Origin of the sequence: Leifsonia stereocauli, assembly GCF_038432415.1 — a bacterium.
Taxonomy (GTDB): Bacteria; Actinomycetota; Actinomycetes; order Actinomycetales; family Microbacteriaceae; genus Orlajensenia; species Orlajensenia stereocauli.
On the sequence record NZ_JBCAUN010000001.1, the window covers coordinates 537,674 to 559,229 of the forward strand.

Annotated in this window: 22 protein-coding genes, 1 tRNA gene and 1 other RNA gene; 18 read left to right on the plus strand and 6 right to left on the minus strand. The window is 67.4% G+C overall.

Annotated features, from left to right (window positions below; translation table 11 throughout):
- Nucleotides 1-97 precede the first annotated feature (97 nt).
- The 3 genes from AADV74_RS02720 to AADV74_RS02730 are packed head-to-tail and all read left to right on the plus strand — an operon-like array spanning nt 98 to nt 1,375.
- Nucleotides 98-448 carry a TadE/TadG family type IV pilus assembly protein gene (locus AADV74_RS02720; RefSeq protein ID WP_342111565.1) on the plus strand — a complete coding sequence of 117 codons (351 nt, stop codon included), beginning with the start codon at nt 98-100 and terminating at the stop codon, nt 446-448.
- Nucleotides 423-920 (plus strand): hypothetical protein, encoded by a 498-nt coding sequence (locus tag AADV74_RS02725; RefSeq protein WP_342111567.1) that lies wholly within the window; start codon nt 423-425, stop codon nt 918-920. The genes AADV74_RS02720 and AADV74_RS02725 overlap by 26 nt, the downstream gene beginning before the upstream one ends.
- Nucleotides 917-1,375, plus strand: coding sequence for a pilus assembly protein TadG-related protein (locus AADV74_RS02730; protein WP_342111569.1), 459 nt, complete (start codon nt 917-919; stop codon nt 1,373-1,375). The genes AADV74_RS02725 and AADV74_RS02730 overlap by 4 nt, the downstream gene beginning before the upstream one ends.
- Before the next feature lie 56 nt (nt 1,376-1,431).
- Here AADV74_RS02730 and AADV74_RS02735 read toward each other — a convergent pair whose 3' ends face one another.
- The gene (locus AADV74_RS02735; RefSeq protein ID WP_342111571.1) at nt 1,432-2,721 is read right to left on the minus strand and encodes an MFS transporter; all 1,290 of its coding nucleotides are present in this window, start codon (nt 2,719-2,721) and stop codon (nt 1,432-1,434) included.
- Between the two features lie 174 nt (nt 2,722-2,895).
- On the opposite strand from AADV74_RS02735, the gene prfB reads away from it, so the two are divergent.
- From prfB to AADV74_RS02780, 9 genes are all read left to right on the plus strand, one after another.
- The gene (gene prfB / locus AADV74_RS02740; protein ID WP_342111572.1) at nt 2,896-4,005 is read left to right on the plus strand and encodes a peptide chain release factor 2; all 1,110 of its coding nucleotides are present in this window, start codon (nt 2,896-2,898) and stop codon (nt 4,003-4,005) included.
- 60 nt (nt 4,006-4,065) lie between these two features.
- The gene (gene ftsE / locus AADV74_RS02745; protein ID WP_342111574.1) at nt 4,066-5,175 is read left to right on the plus strand and encodes a cell division ATP-binding protein FtsE; all 1,110 of its coding nucleotides are present in this window, start codon (nt 4,066-4,068) and stop codon (nt 5,173-5,175) included.
- The gene (ftsX, locus tag AADV74_RS02750; RefSeq protein WP_342111576.1) at nt 5,172-6,092 is read left to right on the plus strand and encodes a permease-like cell division protein FtsX; all 921 of its coding nucleotides are present in this window, start codon (nt 5,172-5,174) and stop codon (nt 6,090-6,092) included. The genes ftsE and ftsX overlap by 4 nt, the downstream gene beginning before the upstream one ends.
- Before the next feature lie 123 nt (nt 6,093-6,215).
- The gene (locus AADV74_RS02755; protein ID WP_342111578.1) at nt 6,216-9,194 is read left to right on the plus strand and encodes a hypothetical protein; all 2,979 of its coding nucleotides are present in this window, start codon (nt 6,216-6,218) and stop codon (nt 9,192-9,194) included.
- Nucleotides 9,191-9,844 carry an ABC transporter ATP-binding protein gene (locus AADV74_RS02760; RefSeq protein ID WP_342111580.1) on the plus strand — a complete coding sequence of 218 codons (654 nt, stop codon included), beginning with the start codon at nt 9,191-9,193 and terminating at the stop codon, nt 9,842-9,844. Before AADV74_RS02755 ends, AADV74_RS02760 begins: the two co-directional genes overlap by 4 nt.
- A 135-nt stretch (nt 9,845-9,979) precedes the next feature.
- The gene (smpB, locus tag AADV74_RS02765) at nt 9,980-10,456 is read left to right on the plus strand and encodes an SsrA-binding protein SmpB (protein WP_055819495.1); all 477 of its coding nucleotides are present in this window, start codon (nt 9,980-9,982) and stop codon (nt 10,454-10,456) included.
- Nucleotides 10,457-10,459: 3 nt separating this feature from the next.
- Nucleotides 10,460-11,194, plus strand: coding sequence for a tyrosine-protein phosphatase (locus AADV74_RS02770; protein WP_342111584.1), 735 nt, complete (start codon nt 10,460-10,462; stop codon nt 11,192-11,194).
- Nucleotides 11,195-11,231: 37 nt separating this feature from the next.
- A complete protein-coding gene (locus AADV74_RS02775; protein ID WP_342111586.1) occupies nt 11,232-11,867 on the plus strand; it encodes a TetR/AcrR family transcriptional regulator in 636 nt (211 codons plus the stop codon).
- A gap of 77 nt (nt 11,868-11,944) precedes the next feature.
- Nucleotides 11,945-13,639: an MDR family MFS transporter gene (locus tag AADV74_RS02780; protein ID WP_342111588.1), complete on the plus strand. Its 1,695-nt coding sequence runs from the start codon at nt 11,945-11,947 to the stop codon at nt 13,637-13,639.
- A 54-nt stretch (nt 13,640-13,693) separates the two neighbouring features.
- Here AADV74_RS02780 and AADV74_RS02785 read toward each other — a convergent pair whose 3' ends face one another.
- Nucleotides 13,694-14,362, minus strand: a complete 669-nt coding sequence (locus AADV74_RS02785) for an SIMPL domain-containing protein (protein ID WP_342111591.1) — start codon at nt 14,360-14,362, stop codon at nt 13,694-13,696.
- Between the two features lie 216 nt (nt 14,363-14,578).
- On the opposite strand from AADV74_RS02785, the gene ssrA reads away from it, so the two are divergent.
- The 3 genes from ssrA to AADV74_RS02800 all read left to right on the plus strand — a co-directional run bounded on the left by ssrA (nt 14,579) and on the right by AADV74_RS02800 (nt 15,820).
- Nucleotides 14,579-14,953, plus strand: a transfer-messenger RNA (tmRNA) gene (ssrA, locus tag AADV74_RS02790).
- Nucleotides 14,954-15,116: 163 nt separating this feature from the next.
- Complete coding sequence (locus AADV74_RS02795; protein WP_055901008.1) at nt 15,117-15,338, plus strand: hypothetical protein; 222 nt, start codon at nt 15,117-15,119, stop codon at nt 15,336-15,338.
- A gap of 5 nt (nt 15,339-15,343) precedes the next feature.
- Entirely contained in the window at nt 15,344-15,820 is a 477-nt protein-coding gene (locus AADV74_RS02800; RefSeq protein WP_342111595.1) for a hypothetical protein, read from the plus strand.
- 107 nt (nt 15,821-15,927) lie between these two features.
- On the opposite strand, the gene AADV74_RS02805 is transcribed toward AADV74_RS02800, so the two are convergent.
- Together AADV74_RS02805 and hisN are read right to left on the minus strand one after the other, a co-directional pair.
- A complete protein-coding gene (locus AADV74_RS02805) occupies nt 15,928-16,305 on the minus strand; it encodes a TraR/DksA family transcriptional regulator (protein WP_342111597.1) in 378 nt (125 codons plus the stop codon).
- Nucleotides 16,306-16,336: 31 nt separating this feature from the next.
- On the minus strand, nt 16,337-17,149 hold the full coding sequence (gene hisN, locus AADV74_RS02810) for a histidinol-phosphatase (protein WP_342111599.1): 813 nt from the start codon (nt 17,147-17,149) through the stop codon (nt 16,337-16,339).
- Nucleotides 17,150-17,285: 136 nt separating this feature from the next.
- Between hisN and AADV74_RS02815 the strand changes: the two genes are divergently transcribed.
- Nucleotides 17,286-17,358: transfer RNA gene (locus AADV74_RS02815), tRNA-Lys, on the plus strand.
- A 381-nt stretch (nt 17,359-17,739) separates the two neighbouring features.
- Here the strand turns inward: AADV74_RS02815 and AADV74_RS02820 are convergent.
- Nucleotides 17,740-18,093 (minus strand): hypothetical protein, encoded by a 354-nt coding sequence (locus AADV74_RS02820; RefSeq protein WP_342111601.1) that lies wholly within the window; start codon nt 18,091-18,093, stop codon nt 17,740-17,742.
- Between the two features lie 44 nt (nt 18,094-18,137).
- Here AADV74_RS02820 and AADV74_RS02825 point away from each other — a divergent pair, with 44 nt between their 5' ends.
- Complete coding sequence (locus AADV74_RS02825) at nt 18,138-18,665, plus strand: hypothetical protein (RefSeq protein ID WP_342111604.1); 528 nt, start codon at nt 18,138-18,140, stop codon at nt 18,663-18,665.
- Nucleotides 18,666-18,829: 164 nt separating this feature from the next.
- Here AADV74_RS02825 and AADV74_RS02830 read toward each other — a convergent pair whose 3' ends face one another.
- A complete protein-coding gene (locus AADV74_RS02830; protein ID WP_342111606.1) occupies nt 18,830-19,696 on the minus strand; it encodes a hypothetical protein in 867 nt (288 codons plus the stop codon).
- A gap of 517 nt (nt 19,697-20,213) precedes the next feature.
- Here AADV74_RS02830 and AADV74_RS02835 point away from each other — a divergent pair.
- On the plus strand, nt 20,214-21,233 hold the full coding sequence (locus AADV74_RS02835) for a DUF4190 domain-containing protein (protein ID WP_342111609.1): 1,020 nt from the start codon (nt 20,214-20,216) through the stop codon (nt 21,231-21,233).
- The last annotated feature ends 323 nt before the right edge of the window (nt 21,234-21,556 follow it).

Sequence of the window (21,556 nt, forward strand, 5' to 3'; positions counted from 1 at the left end):
TTCAGTGACGAGCCGGCCGGAGGCGCATCAGAGGCTGCGGCGCGCTCCCGGGCGCTGGCTGCGGCCTTTCGTCCGAGACGAGCGAGGTTCGGCCGTCGTGGAGTTCACGCTCGTCTCCGTGCTGCTCACGACCCTCGCGCTCGCCGTGGTGCAACTGGCTCTCGCACTGCACGTGCGCAACACGGTGATCGACGCTGCCGCCGAGGGGGCTCGCTATGCCGCGCTCGCCGACAACACCCTCGCCGACGGCGAGGAGCGCACGCGGATGCTCATCTCGACAGCCCTGGGTGCCGCCTACGCCCGCGACATCTCGGGCAGCTACGGTCGCGCGGCAGGGTTCTCCAGCGCCGAGGTCCACGTGACCACGCCACTGCCGCTCGCGGGGCTCCTCGGCCCGGATCGCGCCATGGAGGTGGTCGGCCGTGCGGCGGTCGAGTCGGCGCCGTGAAGCCGGTGCTGCACTGGCGGAGGAGACCGGCTCCGCGTCGCTCGAGTTCATCACCGTCGGCCTGATCCTGCTGGTGCCGCTCGTCTACCTCGTGCTGGCGGTGTCGTCCATCCAGGCGGGTTCGCTCGCGGCTGAGGGGGCCGCGCGCCAGATGGTCCGCGTCTACGTGCAGGCGACGACGCCAGAGGACGGCTTGGCCAGGCTCGACCGTGCGCTCGCCGTGGGCTTCGACGACTACGGACTCTCGTCAGCCGAGTCGTCGGCGAACATCGACTGCGACGATTCGGCGAACGGATGCCTCTCGCGGGGCAACTTCGTCACGGTGACGGTGCGGGTGCGGATCGCCCTGCCCCTCGTGCCCGATGTGCTCGCACTCCGCGACGTCGTGAGCATCCCGCTCGAGGCGCAGGCGACCCAGCAGGTGTCGCGCTTCTGGAGCGATACCGGAGCGGCGGAGGGAGGCGCGGATTGAGACGCCTCCGAGAACGCCTGCGCGCGGCATCCGTCGATGAGACGGGGTCGACGCTGCCGCTGGCGATCTTCTTCATGTTCCTCGCCGTGGTGGTGATCCTCGGGGTGATGGGGGCGACCAGCCTGTACATCGAGCGCAAGCGCCTGCTCACCCTGGCCGACGGGGCTGCGCTCGCCGGAGCGGAGGCCTTCGACCTGACCGCCGTCACGGCGACGGACGACGGCCTCCGGGCCGCCCTCGACTCGGCGGACGTCGACGCAGCGGCCGCGGACTACCTGGCAGCTGCACCGCACGGCTCGCTCGAGCACCTCCGGTTGGAATCGGCCGCGTCTTCGGATGGCCGCAGCGCCGAGGTCGTGCTGTCGGCGTGGTGGCGACCGCCCGTGCTCGTGCTGGTGCTGCCGGACGGCATCCGTCTCGACGTGGAATCGACGGCGCGATCGGTGTTCGGGTAGGCGATCGTCGTCGGTCGTCGGTCGTCGGTCGTCGGTCGTCGGTCCTCGGTCCTCGTCTAGGCGTCGGTCGACGGAGTCGCTCGCGCGGCGCGTGGCCGCTTCGGCACGTATCGCGGAATGTAGCGCGCGAGAATTCCAGCGCCGATCAGCCCGAACACGCCCATGACGCCGGCCGCTGCCGAGAGTGAGACGACGGCTGTGATGCCTGCGACCGCCAGAGGTGCGGCCGCACCACCGAGATCGCCGGTGAAGCGCCAGGCTCCGAGGAACGGTGCAGGATTGGCGGGGGGAGCGAGGTCCGCTCCCAGGGTCATGAGGATGCCGCTGCCGATGCCGTTCGCGAGGGAGAGGAACATCGCGACGCCGATGAACCACTGCACGTTGGTCGGCAGGTCGTGGGTGAAGGCCAGCGCGAGGAGCCCGAGCCCGAGTCCGATCATCGAGGGCAGGGCGCTCCAGAGACGGCCGAAGCGATCCATGATCTGGCCGCTGGCGTAGAACAGGGCGAAGTCGATGGCGCCGGCGAGGCCGATGATGATGGCCGTGTCGCGCTCGGAGATCCCGATGGAGAGGGCCCACAGGGGCAGGATCACCGTGCGACTCGCGCGCAACGCCCCGATGAGGCCCGCTCCGGTGCCGAGACGCAGCAGTACGGCGCGGTTGTCCCAGAGGGTACGACCGAGTCCGTGCGACTCCTCCGCGGCGAGCTCCTCGCCCGGAGTGCGAACGGCGCCGTCCGGGGCGGTGATGCGCTCGGCGCGGCCGAACATGGCTTCGGGGTCTGGAAGGACGAGTAGCACCACGACGGCGCCGAGACATGCCGTGATGAAGACCCAGAACACGATCTGGGTGTCGTCGACGAAATGCAGCAGCACCGCAGACAGCAGCGGGCCGATGAACCAGCCGGCGCGGAAGATGCCACCGAGCGTCGACAGTGCACGGGCCCGGTAGCGCTGGGGCACGTAACTCGTCATGAAGGCATGCCGGGCGAGGGCGAAGACGGCTGTCGCGATGCCGATCAGGAAGATCCCGATGCCGAGCACCCAGGCGTTCGTCGCCACGAGGCAGAGGATCGTCGCCGCGATGGCCAGGACGGCACCGCCGATCATGGCCGTGCGCTCGCCGATGCGGCTCACGATCCAGCCGCTCGGGATGTCGCCGACGAGCTCGCCGAGCATCACCATGGAGGCGATGAGGCCGGCCACGGCGAGGGTGGCGCCGAGGTTGTTCGCCACCGTCGGGATGAGCGGGATGATGGCGCCCTCACCGACCGAGAACAGGAACGTCGGCAGGTAGGCGGCGAGGGCGACCGAGCGCAGGCTGAAGGGGCGCTCGGTATCCGTCATGACCGTTCCACCCTATGCTGCCCGCGTGCGCCGCGGCCGCCCGCTGGTCGGGAGCCGTGCGACCGCTCGGGCTCCCGGTCGCCGAACTGCCCATTTCCGCCAGTCGGGGACGCGTAGGACCAGCGGAAGTGGGCAGTTCGAGGCGGGGACCCGCGCCGGTAGGCTGGAGGCAACATGATTGACCTTGATCTCTCTGAACAGATCGCCGCGTTGCGCGTCACCTTCGGTGACATCAGCTCCGTCGTCGATGTCGCAGCTCTCCGCACCGAGATCGACCGCCTCAGCGAGGAGGCGGGCGTTCCCGACCTGTGGGACGACACCGTGAACGCCCAGCGCGTCACGAGCGCGCTTAGCCACCGGCAGACCGAGCTCGCGAAGATGACCAGCGTGGCAGCCCGTCTCGATGACCTCGAAGTGCTCATCGAACTCGCCAACGAGGCAGGCGACGAGGAGAGCGCCGAGGAGGCCCGCGTCGAGCTGGTGAGCCTGCAGAAGGTCATCGGCGAGCTCGAGGTGCAGACGCTCCTCGACGGCGAGTGGGATTCCTACCCAGCCGTCATCACCATTCGATCAGGAGCCGGGGGAGTGGATGCCGCCGACTTCGCCGAGATGCTGTTCCGCATGTACCTGCGCTGGGCCGAGAAGCACAAGTATCCGGTGACCGTGATGGACACGTCCTATGCCGAGGAGGCCGGCATCAAGTCGGCGACCTTCGAGGTCTCCGCCCCCTACGCGTTCGGCACCCTGAGTGTCGAGGCCGGCACCCACCGACTGGTGCGCATGAGCCCGTTCGGCGCTGCAGGCAAGCGCCAGACCAGCTTCGCCGCCGTCGAGGTCATCCCGCTCATGGAGGAGGCCGGTGAGGTCGAGATCCCCGAGAACGACATCCGCGTCGACGTCTTCCGCTCGAGCGGCCCCGGCGGCCAGTCGGTCAACACCACCGACTCCGCAGTGCGCATCACGCACCTTCCGACCGGCACCGTGGTCTCGATGCAGAACGAGAAGAGCCAGATCCAGAACCGCGCCGCCGCCATGCGCGTGCTGCAGTCCCGCCTGCTCCTCCTGCAGAAGGAGGCCGAGGCCGCCCAGAAGAAGGAGCTCGCCGGTGTCATCACCGCCAGCTGGGGCGACCAGATGCGCTCCTACGTGCTCGCGCCCTACCAGATGGTCAAGGACCTGCGCACGGACTACGAGGAGGGGAATCCCTCGAAGGTGTTCGACGGCGAGATCGACGGCTTCATCGGCGCCGGCATCCGGTGGCGCAAGCAGAAGACCGAGGACTAGAGCCAGGACTGAGCGAGTCGCTAGCGATATTGCGGCGTCCTCTGCTTAGCATCGAGTGAAATGATTCGCTTCGACAACGTCTCCAAGAAGTACCCGGGCACCAGCAGGCCGGCGCTGAACAGCATCGACCTCGAGATCCTGCGGGGCGAATTCGTGTTCCTCGTGGGCGCCTCCGGCTCGGGTAAGTCCAGCTGTCTGCGCTTGATGCTCAAGGAGGAGAAGCCCAGCACGGGCTCCATCCACGTGCTCGGCCAGGACCTCGGCTCCATCTCGAACCGCAAGGTTCCCTACTTCCGTCGCAACCTCGGCGTCGTCTTCCAGGACTTTCGCCTGCTGCCGAACAAGACCGTGGCGGCGAACGTGGCGTTCACGCTCCAGGTCATCGGCAAGTCGCGTGGCTTCATTCAAGAGGCCGTGCCGGACACGCTCAAGATGGTCGGACTCGAGGAGAAGGCCCAGCGCCTGCCGCACGAGCTCTCCGGCGGTGAGCAGCAGCGCGTCGCCATCGCGCGCGCCATCGTCAACAAGCCCCAGGTGCTCCTCGCCGACGAGCCGACGGGAAACCTCGACCCCGTCACCAGCGCCGGCATCATGACCCTGCTCGAGCGCATCAACGCCTCGGGCACGACCATCGTCATGGCCACGCACGAGGCCGGCATCGTCGATCAGATGAAGCGCCGAGTGATCGAGCTCTCGGCCGGCATGATCGTCCGAGACGAGCGTCGCGGCGGCTACGGTGCCACGACGGCCATCCCCATCGTGGCGCCACGCGAATTCGCTCCCGGCGCCCACACCGCCGAGGCTGTGCTGGCCGGTGCACCGGCCGGTGCGGCATCCGTCGATGTGGACGCCCCTGCCGTCGAGCAGGCTCCCGCCGCGGCCGCCCCCAAGGTTCCGACCTCGGTCATGGAGAACGCCCAGCCGCTCTACATCGAGCCCGAGGTGACCGACGACGTGACGGATGCCGCAGCCGCGATCACCGCCGCCGCAACGAGTTCCATCCCGATCGTGCCGGTCGAGCCGCCGCCCACGACGATGTCGCGGCCGGTGCTACCCGTCGCGACCGAGAACGACGTGCCCGCATTGACCCTGGCCGAGAAGCTCGGCCTCAGGGCGCCGGGCGCGAAGGCGAACGACACCGGTGAGCAGGAAGTTGGGCCGACCCGATGAGACTCGGTCTCGTACTCACTGAGGCCGCGAACGGCCTGCGCCGGAACGCCTCGATGGTGGTCTCCGTCGTGCTCGTCACGTTCATCTCGCTCACGTTCGTGGGCACGGCCGTACTCATGCAGATGCAGATCGGCCAGATGAAGGACTACTGGTACGACCGCGCGCAGGTGGCGGTCTACATGTGCACCGACATCTCGGGCTCCTCCAACGAGAACTGCGTCGGTGGCGAGGCGAACGAGGAGCAGCTCGCTGCCATCCAGGCCGAGCTCGAGGGCCCGACGCTGTCGCCCTTCATCAAGAAGTTCTACTTCGAGGACCACGATCAGGCCTACGAGAACTTCCAGAAGCAGTTCAAGGACAACCCGGTCTCGGCCTACGTCACCCCCGACCAGCTCAACCAGACGTACTGGGTGAACCTCAAGGACGTGTCCCAGGCCGATGTGCTGGTCGAGAGCCTCTCGGCCCTGCCGGGCGTCGAGGCCGTCACCGACCAGCGCAGCTACCTCGACCAGATCTTCGCGGTGCTGAACGCGGCCAGCTTCACGGCCATCGCGATCGCGGCGATCATGCTCGTGGCCGCCGCACTGCTCATCGCCACGACGATCCGCCTGTCGGCGTACTCGCGACGACGAGAGCTCGGAATCATGCGCCTCGTCGGAGCGTCGAACAGGTTCATCCAGACGCCGTTCGTGCTCGAGGGCATCTTCGCCGCGCTCATCGGCTCGCTGTTGGCGGGCGGTGCCATCTGGGCGATCGTGCACTTCTTCATCCAGGGCTGGCTGAAGGACCGCCTCCAACTGACATCGTTCGTGACGGAGGGCAGCGCCCTGGTGGTCGCGCCGATCCTGCTGCTGGTCGGCATCGTCCTGGCGGCGTTCTCGGCCAACTTCGCGATCACGCGGTATCTCAAGGTCTAGCGCCTGTCCGGGGGTCGCGGGTCACAGGGTCGGGGGCGACCGGATGCACCCGCGCGCGTTCCGGGTCCGTTCACCAGGTTCGCGCGCGACCGGCTGCTGGCGGCATCCGTCGCCCTGCTGGCCGTGACCCTGCTGGCCACGGCCGGTCTGCAGAGTGCTGCGGCGACCGCCTTGCAGGCGACGCTCGACGACCACTGGCGCGGCGCCTACGACATCCTGGTGACGTCGAAGAAAGCCGCGAATGACGACCTTCTGTCGCCGAACACCCTGATCGGGGACGGCGAGCGGATGCCGGTGGCCGAACTGGAGCGCATCCGTGCGATCGACGGTGTCGACGTGGCAGCGCCCATCTCACAGCTCGTGGTGCCGTCGATCGACTCGACCAGGCTCGACTTCGCCGCGCCCGTCGACGAATCCAAGACGACCCTCGACCCGCAGGACTACAGGCTGCGCGTGCAGTACATGACCGACGACGGTCTGGGTGAACGACTCGCCCTCTCGAAGGTCTACAGGCTCACTCTCGACACCACGAACGCACCGCGCGACGTGCCCGTTGATCGCAGCGCGTACGACGACCAGGGCTGCACGACCGAGATCGACGGCATCAGTGTCGACTGCAGCTATGAGTACCCGCCGACGGAGATGCGCTACACGGCCATGATCCAGGACGAAGCGCCGACCGACGCGATGATGGAGATGGGAGCCGGCTCGAGCGTCACCAGCACGGTCATCGACGGCAAAGTCGTGTTCCAGCTTCCGGGTGTCGCCCTCCCGCCGACCCGGATCACCCTCATCGACCCCGTGGCCGAGCAGGAACTCCTCGGCGACGGGGGCGACTTCCTCGATCCGCTCGTCAGTGTCGGCGCCGGGTCGCAGCATGAGATCGACGAGCTGGCCGCGTGGAGTGCGAAGCGGCCGGAAGACGAGTTCTCCGACGTCATCGACAAGGCCCTCCAGCAGCAGCAGGCGAGCATCGCCGGGTGGAAGACCAGCGGCCAGTACCAGGAGTACGTGTCGAAGAAGAAGGAGCTGGGGCAGGAACCGCGCCCGCCCGAGGAGATCTTCCCGCCGGCACGCTACGTTCCGGTCCTGGTCGCGCCTGTGAAGGACGTGCCGCTGTCCCTGCGGGTCGACGTCGAGGGGATGGGCCCGGGGGAGCTTCCCGACGTCGCCTCGGCGTACTGGGCCGTGCCCACGATCGACAATGCCGGAGTCGATGGCGTGCCGCTCGGCAGCATCACAGCCGACGTGCAGTCGCTCCTCGACCCGTTCTCGACCCACGCGCTCGTGCTGCCGTGGCTGGGGGAGTCGGATGCCGTGCCGGAGACGGGCGAGCAGGGCTACGCGGGCGCGTATCTCGGCCAGGCGGCGCGGTCGACGATGACGCCGCCGGTGCCGAGGAACGGCGTTCCGACGCTGGAACCGACGGGGTACCTCGGCACCTCGATGGAGATCTACTGGGGCGGAGATCCGAGCTACTGGATCCAGATGGGTGAGGGGACGGTAGCAGGGGCGCAGTCCGCGTACGCGACGGTGAAGGCTGAGCAGTTGCAGCAGCCAAGCGACGGCGGAGGCACGTTCATGCTGCCGATCGCGGGCTTCGACGCCGACGCCATTCCGTTGCCCGACGACCCGCTCTCCTCTGTGCCCCTCGGCGCCTACGACCCTGCGAAGACGACGCTGGTCGCCGACGCGTCGGGAGAGGCCATCGAGCCGGTCGACCTGCTCCCGGTCGCCGGCGGTCTCGGCCTCGTCGGTGCGCGCACGTCGGCGATCGCCGACATCGGCGCCCTGTCCGAATCGCTGAACGACCGCGATGTCGACGCCGTGCGAGTGCGCGTGAGCGGGGTGGACCGTTATGACCGTGGCGGCATCGCGAAGGTCGGCGCCGTAGCCGAGGAGATCGAGGGGCTAGGGCTCGCCGCCACCATCGTCGCCGGCTCCAGCCCGCAGACGATGGCGCTGGCCGTCGACGGCTACGCCTTCGGCACGACGGATGCCGATGGAGTGCAGAACGTCGGTCCGCTCGGAACGGTGGAACAGCAGTGGTCGGCCCTGGGCGCCGCCGCCCGCCTCGGGACGAGCGTCTCGGCCGCCACCCTCGCCCTCCTGGCCACGGTGATCGCCGCCACGCTCGCCCTCTTCGCCGTGGCCTCGCTCTCATCGCCGGCCACCCGCCGATCCGAGGCCGCCACTCTGCGCAGCGTCGGCTGGCCGCGCGGACGCATCGTGCGCTGGCTGCTCGCCGAGCAGTGGCCGGCCCTCGCCGCGGTGCTTCTCGCCGGTGGCCTGGCCGCATTGTTGGCCGCCGACGACGCGCTCGTGCTCTCGACGACGGCATCCGTGGTGTTCGCCGTCATCGTCATCGCCGTCGTACGCGCAGTCGTGGGTTCATCGGGGGAACGGATGCGGCTGGCCACGGCAGACGAGCTGGTGCGCGAGCGCCCGGAAGACCGTCCCGAGGTGCGCTGGACGAACGCACCGGACGTCCAGGATCACGCCGGCTACGGGCTGCCCGACGAGTCCATGCCCGAGGAAGAGGTCGTCCGCGACAGCTCGCACCCTCGCAGACGGATGCGGCTCGGCGCCGAATCGCTCGTCGCCTTCGGTCTGCGGCTCGTGCGCGGCGACGCCGGCAACGCCATCGGCAACGCCGCTGCCGTACTCATCGTCATGGCGACGACGGCCTGCTTCGTGCTGAGCCTCGGCCTCGGCCAGGCGGAAGCCGGAACGAGTCTGATCGCGCAGTACGGCACGGCTCAGGCGCTCGCGCCGCAGCTCGCCCTCGGGGTGGTGGGAGTCATCGCCGGGGTGCTGCTCACGATCCTCGCCAGGGCGCAGGCGCTGCACCGTCGCCGTCGTTCACGAGCCGTGCTGCGCGAGCTCGGCTGGGTCGGGAGCGACATCCGTCGCGCCGAGCGTTCCGAGGTGCTCGTCGTCGGGCTCCCGGCTGCGCTGCTCGGCTGCTACCTGCTCTGGTTCGCCCTCGACACCGCCGGGCTCGCCGGCATCGACACGGCGGTCTCGGCCGCCCTGGTTGCAGGGCTCGCCGTCGTGGCGCTCCTGCTCGTTACTACCCGGAAGGCCGCCACGGCTCCATGAGCACAGTCCTCGAGTTCGACGACGTCACCGTCGCCTACCCCCGGCCGCACGACGCACCCCTGATCCTCGTCTCGGGGTGCGACATCACCGTGCGCCCCGGACGCCTGCACTGCGTCGCCGGGCGAAGCGGATCGGGCAAGACCAGCATTCTGCGAGTGGCCGCCGGCCTCGTGGCTCCGAGCGAGGGGCGCGTGCTCTGGGACGGCCTCGACCTCGCCGGCGTCGATGACGATGCCGTGACGAGGCTGCGTCGGGACCGCGTCGGATTCCTCGACCAGGCGGGATCGCTGCTCGACGGGATGAGCGTGCTCGAGAACGTGCTGGTTCCCGCCGTGCCGGCCCGGCGCGTGCGCGAGCTGGGGGAGCGTGCGCTGGCGCTGCTCGACGAGGTCGGCATCGCCGACAGGGCGTCAGCGCGCCCGGCCGAGCTCTCGGGCGGCGAGCGGCAGCGCGCAGCCCTCGCACGAGCCCTGCTGCTCTCGCCGCAGCTGCTCATCGTCGACGAACCGACGGCGGCCCTCGACCGGGCCAGCGCCGACGGCATCATCGACCTGCTCGTGGCCCAGCGCGACGCCGACGTCGCCGTGCTCGTCGCCTCGCACGACCCCCACCTGATCGACGCGGCTGATGCCCGCACCCACCTGGCGTGAGGTCGCCCGGGCGGCGCCGCTCGCGTCGAGGGGCCGGGCACCGACCGTGCGCGAGTGGGGCCCGCGGCATCCGTTAGACTGAACGGCTGCCCGAGCCACGGGCTCACGCAGACCAACCACCGAGGAGGAGGAATCATGCCGAAGGAACGCGGAGAGAACGTCGTCGCGACGAACCGGAAGGCGCGTCACGACTACCTCATCGGTGAGACGTATGAGGCCGGCCTCGTGCTCACGGGCACCGAGGTGAAGTCGTTGCGTGCCGGCCGCGCGTCGCTCGTCGACGGCTACGCCTTCATCGAGGGCGGGGAGATGTGGCTCGACGCCGTGCACATCCCCGAGTACAGCCAGGGCACGTGGACGAACCACCCGCCTCGCCGCAAGCGCAAGATGCTGTTGCACAAGGCGGAGATCATCAAGATCAGCCACAAGACCAAAGAGGGCGGCTACACGCTCGTTCCGTTGAAGATCTACTTCTCCGACGGGCGGGCCAAGGTGGAGATCGCCGTGGCCAAGGGCAAGAAGGACTACGACAAGCGCCAGGCGCTCCGCGAGCGCCAGGACAAGCGCGAGTCCGATCGGGCCATCTCGAGTCGCAAGCACCTGGGGGAGTAGAGCATGCCGGCCAACGGGGTCATCAGGGTTCCCGGTACCTACAACCTGCGCGACGTCGGCGGCTACCCGGCGCGCGACGGCGTGGTGCGCAGCGGCGTGCTGCTGCGCTCCGACGGTCTCGGTCGACTCGACGACGCCGGTCGGGACGCGCTGCGCGCCCTGGCGGTGCACACCATCATCGACCTGCGCGACGGGTTCGAGACCTCGTCGATGCCGGATGCGATCGACGGCCTCGACGTCGACACCATCTCGCTTCCGGTCTTCGAGGGCTCCGGCGCCTCCCACACCGAGAACACCATCACGCTCGAGGCGCTGTACGAGCGCATCGTGACCCAGCACGCCTCCGTCGTGATCGAGGCGATCCGCACGATCGCCCGCCACCGTGACGGCGCCGTGCTCGTGCACTGCACGGCGGGCAAGGACCGCACCGGCGTCATCGTGGCTCTCGCGCTGCTCGCCGTCGGCGTCGATCGCGACCTCGTCATCGAGGACTACGCGGCGACCGAGGCGAATCTCGCCGGTGAATGGCTCGAGGGCATGATCGCGATGATCGGCAGGTACGGCATGGCCGATACGCCCGAGTTGCGCACCCTGATGGGCGGCAGCCCCGCCGCGGCCCTCGCCTCGACCATCGACCTCGTCGAGCGCGACCACGGATCCGTGCGGCAGTACCTGCTCGCCTCGGGCCTGACCCTCGACGAGCTGGCAGACCTCGAGAGAATGCTCGTCGAACGCTGAATTGCACTCGTGACTCCGTAGTGCAAGAATGCACTACGTGTCTGATAGTGCAACGACGGGACTTCGCGAGCGCCGGATGGCGGAGACGCGCCGCGCGCTCTCGCACGCGACGCGCACCCTGACCGCAGAACACGGCCTGCAGGGATTCACCATCGAGCAGGTCTGCGAGCGGGTGGGCGTCTCGCGCCGCACCTTCTTCAACTACTTCGAGGCGAAGGAACAGGCCATCGTCGGTCACCCACGCGAGTGGTTCGATGACGACGCGGTCGAGATGTTCCTCGCCATTCGCCCGCCCGGCGACGGCGTCTCGGTCACGCTGTTCGACGACCTCGTGGCCCTCGAGATGGCTCATGTCACCCAGCTCGCGCAGTCGCGCCAGGAGCTCCGCGACCTCCTCGCCGCCATCGAGACCGAGCCGCAGCTGCTGCAGCGCATGATGAAGGCGGGGATGCTGCGCAACGACCGGCTGAGCGACCTGGTCGCGCGCCGCGAGGGGCTCGAGCCCGGCGATCCCGTGGCATCCGTCGCCGTGCTTCTCGTCACCACGCTGATGCACTCATCGGCCGAGATCTACTTCACCCCCGAGAACACCCTCACCCTCGACGAGATCGTCGCTCCCCGCGTTGCAGCGGCTCGCGCCCTGCTGGGCGGCGCGGCCACGTCACAGCGCTGAGCCCCCGGCTCGCCGCGCCGCTTGTCCTTCCGCCTTCTCCACCCTTCGACCCACCCAGAACCACGAACAGGAACCGTATGTCCTCCCCAGCCTCGACAGCCGTCGGCGCAGCCCCCGTTCTGCTCACGCAGAAGCGCATCTGGATCATCTTCTCGGCGCTCATCGCCGGAATGCTGCTCTCCAGCCTCGACCAGACCATCGTCTCGACAGCCATGCCCACGATCGTCGGCCAGCTCGGCGGCGTCGAGCACCAGGCCTGGATCACGACGGCCTACCTGCTCGCGACCACCATCGTCATGCCGATCTACGGCAAGTTCGGCGATGTCCTCGGGCGACGCAACCTCTACCTGATCGCGATCGCGCTGTTCACCCTCGCCTCGGTCGGCCTCGCCTTCTTCGCGACGGACTTCTGGACCTTCGTGGCCCTCCGTGCCGTGCAGGGCCTCGGCGGTGGCGGTCTCATGATCCTGTCGCAGGCGATCATCGCCGACATCGTGCCGGCCAACCAGCGCGGCAAGTACATGGGACCCCTCGGCGCAATCTTCGGCCTCTCGGCCGTCGCCGGCCCGCTCCTCGGCGGCTACTTCGTCGACCACCTCACGTGGGAGTGGGCGTTCTACATCAACATCCCCGTGGGCATCGCCGCGTTCGCCATCGCCTGGTTCGCACTCACTCTGCCGTCGAAGAAGGCCGAGCGCCGCATCGACGTCATGGGCGTCGTGTTCCTCTCCATCGCCACCACCTGCCTCATCTTCTTCAGCGACTTCGGCGGATCGGCCCAGCACGGCTGGGACGCCCTGGAGACCTGGGCATGGGGTGTCGGCATGCTGGCCGCCGTCGTCGCATTCATCTGGACGGAGGCCAAGGCCGACGACCCGATCATCCCGCTGTCGCTGTTCAAGAACCCGATCTTCATCAACGCCACGGCCATCGGCTTCACTCTCGGCCTCGGCATGTTCTCGGCGATCGCCTTCGTACCGACCTTCCTGCAGATGTCGTCGGGCACCTCGGCGGCAGAGTCGGGTCTGCTCATGCTCCCGATGATGGCGGGCCTCATGGGCACGTCGATCTGGTCGGGTATCGCGATCAGCCGCTCGGGCCGCTACAAGATGTACCCGATCCTCGGAACCATCATCACCGGCCTCGCCATGCTGGCATTCACGACCCTCACGGCCGCGACGCCCATCTGGCTCATCTGCGTGTTCCTGTTCTTCTTCGGAGCCGGCCTCGGCCTCATCATGCAGGTCGTGGTGCTCGTCGTGCAGAACGCGGTCACCCCCGACGTGGTGGGAACGGCCACGAGCACGAACAACTACTTCCGCGAGGTGGGCGCCGCCCTCGGCGTCGCCATCTTCGGAGCCATCTTCACCAACTCGCTCTCGAGCAAGCTGACGGATGTCTTCACCCAGGCCGGCGCCACCCCCGACCAAGCCGGCACCGCGACGGCGACGCTCGACCCGCAGGCCCTGAACGCGCTGCCAGAGTCCGTGCGCGACGGCATCGTCAACGCCTACGCCGAGTCGCTGGCCCCGGTGTTCTGGTACCTGATTCCGTTCATCGTGATCGCTCTCGTGTTCGCCATCTTCATGAAGCAGATCCCACTGTCGGATGTCTCCGGCATGGTGGCGCGCGGCGAGGCGATCGGAGGCGAAGAGGCGGAGCGCCTCGAGGCCGAGCGGCTCGAGTCGGAGCGCATCGAACACGCCGGGCGTGCTGCATCGGGTGACGTCGTCGCCGAGAACGACGACGAGCTGGAATCCGAGCGTCAGTAGTGCACTGAGCAGGCCGGGTCCCGGGGCGCCTTCGGCGCCGGGACCCGCCTGCGCTCACACCGACCCGGTCTCGAAGCGCACGTGCACTGTCGCGGTGATCGTGATCGGCTGCGGCGCCAGGTCCATGGCCGGACTCGACCCCTTCATGCGGAGCGAGGCCCCCATCGGTCCGGCGGCGAAGCCCGGCTGGGGAGCTCCGGGGTCGAGCAACCCCGGATCCGCGACGGCGACAGGCTTGAGCCCGGTGAGTGCGAGCGCCGCCGCATAGGTCGCCGCCGCCCGTACGGCCGCCTTCACGGCCTGCGCGCGCACATCGGCGGTGACCGCCTCTCTCGTGGCGTCGGTGAGCGACCACTCCACGCCGGTGACGACCACTCCGTCGTTCGTCGCGACGGAGCCGAGCCACTCCGAGAGCGTGCCGGCATCGGCGAAGGTGACCGTCACCGGGGCCGTGGCCGTGTGCACGAACGGCAGCTGCCGGCCGTCCTGGTTCCACGGCCGCGCCGACGACACGGTCACGCCGTCGCTCGCCCATCGCGTCAGGGCTGCGCTGTCGGCTTCGTGAAGCGCGACGACTCCGGCGACGATCGCGCTGTGGATGCCCGCGGCCTCCTCGACGACGCTCCGTCGGTCGGCACCCTCGGTGCTGACGCTGAGATGCACGGTTCCGAGTTCGGCCGCATGTTCGATCTCGGCCTCGCCTGCCACAGTGATGGTCGTCATGGAGGATCCTCTCGCGCCACGGTCGTTTCCGTGAACTCGCTTTCACCCTAAGCCGATGCTGTGCCGTGGAGTAGGCGAACACCGGAGCATCGTTGTAGAATGGAGGGCTGCATCCGGTTTCCGAACGGGGCGGATGCAGCACTTGGTAATTCAACAGCGTGTGATAGCGGCCCACTCAGTGCGACCGACCTCTCGAGGCCGGAAGCGAGTGCTCATGGGGATGATCGGTTTCGACATTGCCTGTGAGACTGTGAGAAGCGGGCCGAGGATCCAGGGTTATCTCGTAAACGATCTCTGGAAAACACAAGTGCCAATTCAAAGCGCACTGACTTCGCTCTCGCTGCCTAGGCAGTAGAGCACATAAGTCCGTCAGACCGGGCCAGACCTCGCCCCGGACCCTGACGTCATCTAGAGGACTGGCTGCGTATCGACGCCTCGAGCGATACGTGGGACTTGCACTCAGGCTGGGCCCGTCCACCTAGATGCCTGCGGCAAAGGTGGGGGCCGAGTAGAACGACTTCGCAGGATACGCCCGTAGAAGGCATGGAATCTCAGCAGTGGACCCGGGTTCAATTCCCGGCATCTCCACCTCTGGTCGCTGTCACACGCTGTTGGACCAGTGTCATCCTGCGGCATCCGCGGCTCTACACGATGCCGCCCCTGAAAGCGATCCCTTCCCCCTGGGCGACCGCCGAGCCTAGGCTCGAAGAGCAGACACCGGACTTCCCGGTGCGCAGATTCAGATGGGGGCATCATGCGCAGATTTCTCACCCTGCTGCTCGTCGCCGCGATCCTCGCCGTCGGCTACGTCTACGGTTCGAGGGCAGGCAAGGGCCCATACCGCGACGTGATGGCATCGCTCGACGCGCTGTGGAACGACCCGCGCGTCAAGAAGGCGCGCAAGCACGCCCTGAAGGACGCCCAGAACGCGGCCAAGGCCGCCGAGAAGAAGATCGCGAAAGCGGCAAAGGGATAGAACCGATGGCAGAGAACACCACGAACACCTCCGACGGCGCATTCGACGACGCCCGCGAGAACCTGGCGTCGGCGGCAGACAGCGCCGCTGACGCCGCCAAGTCGGCCGCCTCGAGCGCGAAGAAGACGGCGACGGATGCCACGGCCAAGACTCAGAAGGCTGCATCCGAGGCTGCCGCCGGCGCCAAGAAGAGCGCCGAAACCGTCGTCGACGACGTCAAGGTCTCGGCCGCCACCGTCGGCACCGAGGCGAGCGGCGCCACCGCTGACATCGTCGGCTCCGTGTCGGATGCGGCAGAAGACGTCGTCACGCGCATCAAGCAGGCCGGTGCCGACGTCGCCGACACCGTGTCGGCTTCCACGGCGCGCATCGTCGACGAGACGAGCGAGCAGTACCGCCGCAACCCCGCCGTCGTGATCGCCATCGGCGTCGTCGCGGTGGTCGGCTTCGTGGCCATCGTCCGCGCAATCTCGAAGCGCTGATCCCGCATCATCTCTGAAGCCGGTCCTTCCCGATGGGGAGGGCCGGCTTCCGGCGTTTCCGGGGGCGCCGCCGCCGCGTCTTCAGACGGCTCGGTCGTTCCGTGGGATCAGCCGCCGACGGCCTGCGCGCACGCGATGCAGAGCGAGGCCTCAGGGCGAGCGCGCAGCCTGTCGACGGGGATCGACTCCCCGCAGCGCACGCAGGTTCCGTAGCTGCCGGCCGCGAGACGCGCGAGGGCGGCATCCACCTGGACCAGGTCGTCGTCGACGGCCAGTTGGGTGCCTGCGAGTCGAGACCACTCCGACGACATCGTCGGCCCTTCTGGGTCGTGTTCGTCGTCGGCCATGCCGTCGCTGCGCGATTCGCGCACGTCGGCGAGCGAGCCGTCGAGTCGCGATCGCTGGGCGGCGACGTCAGCCCGGCGCGCCAGCAGCACGCCCTCGAACTCGGCGACCTGGGCGGCGTTCAGCGTGCGACGATGCATCCGCCGATGCTACGCGCCCTGGGGGCCGAGATCAGCGCAGCGCGCTGACGACGGCGTCGTGCAGGAGTCCGTTCGTGGCGAGCGAGCTGCCATGGGCGAGCTGGACGTCGCCCGTCACGCTGGTGAGGCGGCCACCGGCCTCCTCGACGATGGGCACGAGCGCCGCCACGTCGTACGGCTTCACGTCGAACTCGGCGACGACGTCGACGAGGCCCTCCGCCAGGAGCGTGTACGACCACAGGTCGCCGTAGGCGCGGTCGCGCCATACGGTCTCGGCGAGACCGAGGAGGCGGTCGAGATAGCCGGCGTCGCGCCACTGCGCGATGCTCTGAAAGCTCAAGGAGGCGTCGGCGAGCTCGCGCACGCCCGAGACCGCGATGCGGCGGGCACCCCCGTCGGCAGCGGCATCCGCTGTCCACGCCCCGGCGCCCCGAGAGCCCCACCAGCGGCGTCCGAGCGCCGGACTGGAGGCGACGCCCACCACGGGCACGCCGTCGATCGTGAGGGCGATCAGCGTGCCCCACACGGGAACGCCGCGGAGGAAGTTGGCCGTGCCGTCGATGGGGTCGATGATCCACTGCCGGTTCGAGTCGCCCTCGACGCCGTACTCCTCGCCGAAGATGCCGTCGCCCGGCCGGGCTGCTGCGATGCGCTCCCTGATGGCCCGCTCGACGGCTTGGTCGGCATCCGTCACCGGGGTGCGATCGGGCTTGGTCTCGACCACGAGATCGGCGGCCCGGAAGCGGGCGAGCGCGATCGCGTCGGCTGCATCTGCGATCTCGAGGGCGAGCGCCAGATCGGCGGAGTGGTCGAGGGGAACGGGTGCAGCGGATTCGGCGGTCACGTCAGCAAGCCTAGCGACGCCGGCGTTGCGGCATCCGTCGTGCGGGAGGGTGGTGAGGCTACCTCGATTGGCGTTCACCGTCGATCGGATGCTAGAGTCATCACTCGGTTCGGGAAGCAATTTTCGAGCCGATCTCGCACCTCTAGCTCAATCGGCAGAGCAACTGACTCTTAATCAGTGGGTTCTCGGTTCAAGTCCGAGGGGGTGCACGAAAAGCCTCGAACCTCTCGCCAGGTTCGGGGCTTTTTGCTTGCCCAGACGCAGATCCTTGCGGCGGTGAAAAAAACGGACCTAGAGTTTTGGCTGGGATTTGTCGGTGTTTTCGGGTGTTTTCGGGCGCGGTTTGATGCACTCCGGAAGCGGGCGACGCCACACCCGATAGCAGTTCTGTAACGCCAGGAAGCCCACTCCGAGATGGAGAGGGCTTCAGGTGGCGCGGTGCCGCTGACTACAGGCCGGCGGCCTCGCGAACTGGGGCGGTCATGGTCGCGCGGATCACGGAGCGGATCGCCTTCTTGGCCTTACCGCTGTCGGTGCGCATCACTCTCCCCTTCGCCCAGTAGTGCTTGGGAGCACGGAGTCACCACCCTTCAGCTTGTGGCCGAGCCACTGGTCGGCGATCTCCTCGTGCTCGTTGGCGGCTGCCGTCGCGAGTGATCTGCGCGCGAGTGAGGCTGGAAGCCCTGCGGCAGGTGTGGGTTCTCGGTGAGTAGCGTGCGGAGCTGTCGCCGAATGTTGTTCGGGGTTCGCCAACCGAGCTGCCGTGCGCTCGGGAAGAGCGGGCTGTCGGCCGGGTTCCCGGCCGTCTCCTCCAGCGCATCGAGGAGGCCGCGGATGCCGTGGCCGGTGACAACGATCGTCCGTCGGCTCGCCTTCGTTTTCGGTTTCGCCTGGAACCGTGCGGCGCCGTTCAAGGAGACGATCGTTGCGTCGATCGCCACCATCCAGTGCGTCTGCTTCCCAGAAGGCGGGAGCGTTCCAGCGCATCGTGGTCAACGCCGTGAACGAGCTTGGCCTTGCACAAGCCCAAGTGATTTTGGCGGCCCAGAACGCGAAGGCCACTGCAATAGCCGCCGCCCCGCCGGGTGCGACCTCAGTATCCTTTGAGCTTCGCGATGAGGTGAGGGGTTCAAGAATCGACGCTGCAACACAGATGTGGCGACAGGCGCTCGCTGAAGTCCACCTGTACGGAGATGCCTACACGAGCAAAGCTATGGAGGCCCTGGATGCGCGGCGTGATTTAGTGGTCAAGGCGGTACTAGCTGGCACCTTCGACATAGCCGAGCGTGAGAACGATGCTCTACGAACCGAGGACTCAATTCGGATCTATCGCCTCTTGCAGTTGATGAAAATCAAACGTGAGCAGTCATTCATCGATTCCATGCGAGTGGTCATGCTGCGGATGAATCTCCGCCGCGTCCGCGATCAGCTAATAGTGCGTCACAACGAGATTGTGGCTGAAATGGATGCCACCGAGACGTCGGTCACGAATACCCCTGGTGTGCCTGTGGAGTAGTCCTGCGAGGGCCCGCTACATACGCATACCGTCGTACTGAAGGAAGACTCCCTACGACTCCTCAGCGCTCCGAACTGGCCTAGTTGCCTCCTTACGATCGAGGCCCATCGGCGATGATGGAAATACGCGATGGGAATGCACCTGTGCGGCCTCGTGCGGCTCTGTTAGTGGGAAGTCGCTACTCGCACGACGGCGCCAGAGGCGAACCAGTGCACAAGGGTCGATGCAAGCTGAACGTGCGCCTGTGCCTGCAGGACTGTCGGCTTCGTCCCCGCATGCCGGTCGGGCTGCGCTTTGGCAAGTGTCTCGATCATGCCGATAAGCACCTGGAGGTGGTCCGGATAGCCATCACTGTCGTTGAGAACGAGAGTCCACCCCTTCTGATCACGCATTGCGATCACGCACTTGTTCAAGGTCGCCTTCTTGTCCTTCGGTAGGACAACCGACTTGCATGCGGCCTCCACCGCCCGGATGGCCTCCGTCATGGCGTAGCTCTCGTTCGGTTCGAGGTCGAACGCCGCATGCCATGCATTCGCCAAGTGCACACCTGCGTCTTCACGCATATTGATGGCAGCCTGCGCAAGCTCTTCCACTCCCTCAGGCAGGCGAGACCGAAGCCGATAGTTCCGCTTCTCGCTCAGGTAAATCTCGACTGCGGATCGGTTCAAACCAAGGTAGAAATCAAGCTCCTGGATCTCCTTCGGTTGATGGCCGAAGTTGTCCGGCTCCGACAGAGATGCGAGAAAGTCCACGGCTCGGAGAATCATCTTCTCGCCCCTTGAAACGAGTTCATCGATCAAGCGGGCACGGGGCATCCCTTCTTGGGATGCGTTGAAGCTGATACGGAGGACCCCCTCCAGCGTGTGGACCATCCCGGGAGTGGTCCATTCGCCTGAGTAGCCCATCGACGGCAGCCGATTGCTAATCCACGAGAGAAGTGGAGACCTAAGAGACGGCGGGATCGCTTCTCTGAGTATGAAAAGATCCGCAATCTCTTCTTCGTCGGCATCCCAAGGTATCCACGGCTCCATGTCGCCAGCTTGCCATGGAAACAAGTTCACCTCTGCGACGCATACAGGCGTCACTTTCCATGCCGCAACCGGCTCATCGCCGCAGCCTCTTTCGTCGTCGAAGCCGGTGTTTGATCCGGGTCGATCACCACCGCCGACATCGCCGACGAACTCAACATCCCCGTCACCGCCGTGCCCGGACCCACGTCCGTCAGCTCAGCTGGATGACACCGCCTCATCCGCGACGGCATCGCCACCTCCGGCGAAGACGTCTGGACGGCCCAGGGGGAGTAGCTCGGCGGCGGCTGCCACGCAAGCTGATGATAGACACACCAGTCTGAACCGCAATACGGTTTGGGGCACCGGCACCGGCACCGGCACCGGCACAGCCTGCAACAGTTCCCGAGTGGCTCGAGACGGACTGCCGACAACTGGGGACCCAGCAGTTCGATTTGAGTACATTGCGCGCTACCCCAGTACGGGGCCAGGGAGCTCATAGTTGCTCCAATGTCAGAGGTTGCATGTCACCCTAGACGGCATGTCCAACGCATTCCCGCCCAACGAACCCGAGCAGCCGGCACAGCCCTCCGGCTCCGACCCGACTGCACCTCCGGCGCCGCCGACCCCTGACACCACAGTCACCGCCGCGGCTGTCCCGCCCGCCCCGGATGCCCAGCCTGTGTACCCCGGCGCACTTGGTGCAGCCCCGTACACGGCCGCTCCCACTCTGGCCGACCCGAACGCCCCTGTCGCCCCTTCGAAGAAGAACGGGCTCGGTCTGGCGTCGGTCATCCTGGGTGCTGTCGCGTTCCTGTTCGCGTTCATCCCCGGGGTGAACTTCTTCGCGATCGTCGTGGCGCTTGTCGGTGTCGTCCTCGGTGCCATCGGTCTGGCGCAGAAGAACAAGGTGAAGACGCTGGCGTTGGTCGGCACGATCCTGTCTGGTGTCGCTGCGGTCCTGGCGGTCATCATGATCGTTGTGTACGCCGCGGTGTTCGTGAAGGCGGTCGATGACAGTCTCCCGAAGGTGGACACCGCCACGGAAGCTCCGGCTGAGTCTGACGCGGCCGAGGAGCCTGCTGAGCCTGAGGAGCCTGCTGTTCCGGAGGTCGGCACCCGCGACAACCCGGCTGCGCTGGGGACAACGATCACGATGACGGAGAACGGCGCGAGCACATGGGAGATCACCCCGGGCGCTTCGAACCTGAACGCTGGTGAGGCTGTCGCTTCGACGAACCAGTTCAACGACCCCGCCCCGGACGGGTACCAGTGGGCGACGCTGCCGCTGCACCTCACCTACATCGGCGAGGGGTCCTCCACCCCCGGTTACGACATCCAGGTGAAGTTCGTCGGCGCTGACGGGAAAACGTACGAGACGTACAACGAGCTCGCCAGCGGGTACATCGAAGGTGACCTGGACAGCACCACGGAGATGTTCACCGGCGCGTCAACGGATGCAACAGTGCTGATCCTGATCCCCTCAGCGGATGCGGAGAAGGGTACGTGGGCGATCTCGCCGCTGTTCGGTGACGAACCGTACTTCTTCAAGGCTGTCTAACCTGACCGGCTGGGCGCCCTACAGCCCAGCCTGACCGGATCCGAACGGGTCGTCCCTCCCTGGGGGAGCCCCGTTCTCTGTGGGTCATATATCCTCCAGTCACCCCCCCACACCCCATTTGAGATATTGGGAGACCCAGCCGCTACCTCGACTACGACAGTTGCGTCGACGCACCGCTGTCCTTCGCCCGGTGCATGCGAGGGCTGTCGCTTTGCAGGCACCAGCCGCGCTGTGCTCCGAATCGACCAGGCTCTCGACGCGGCCGACCCTCGACAAGATCCTCCCCCTACGAGGTCGGCGCGGCCTGCGCAAGGGTGACGGCG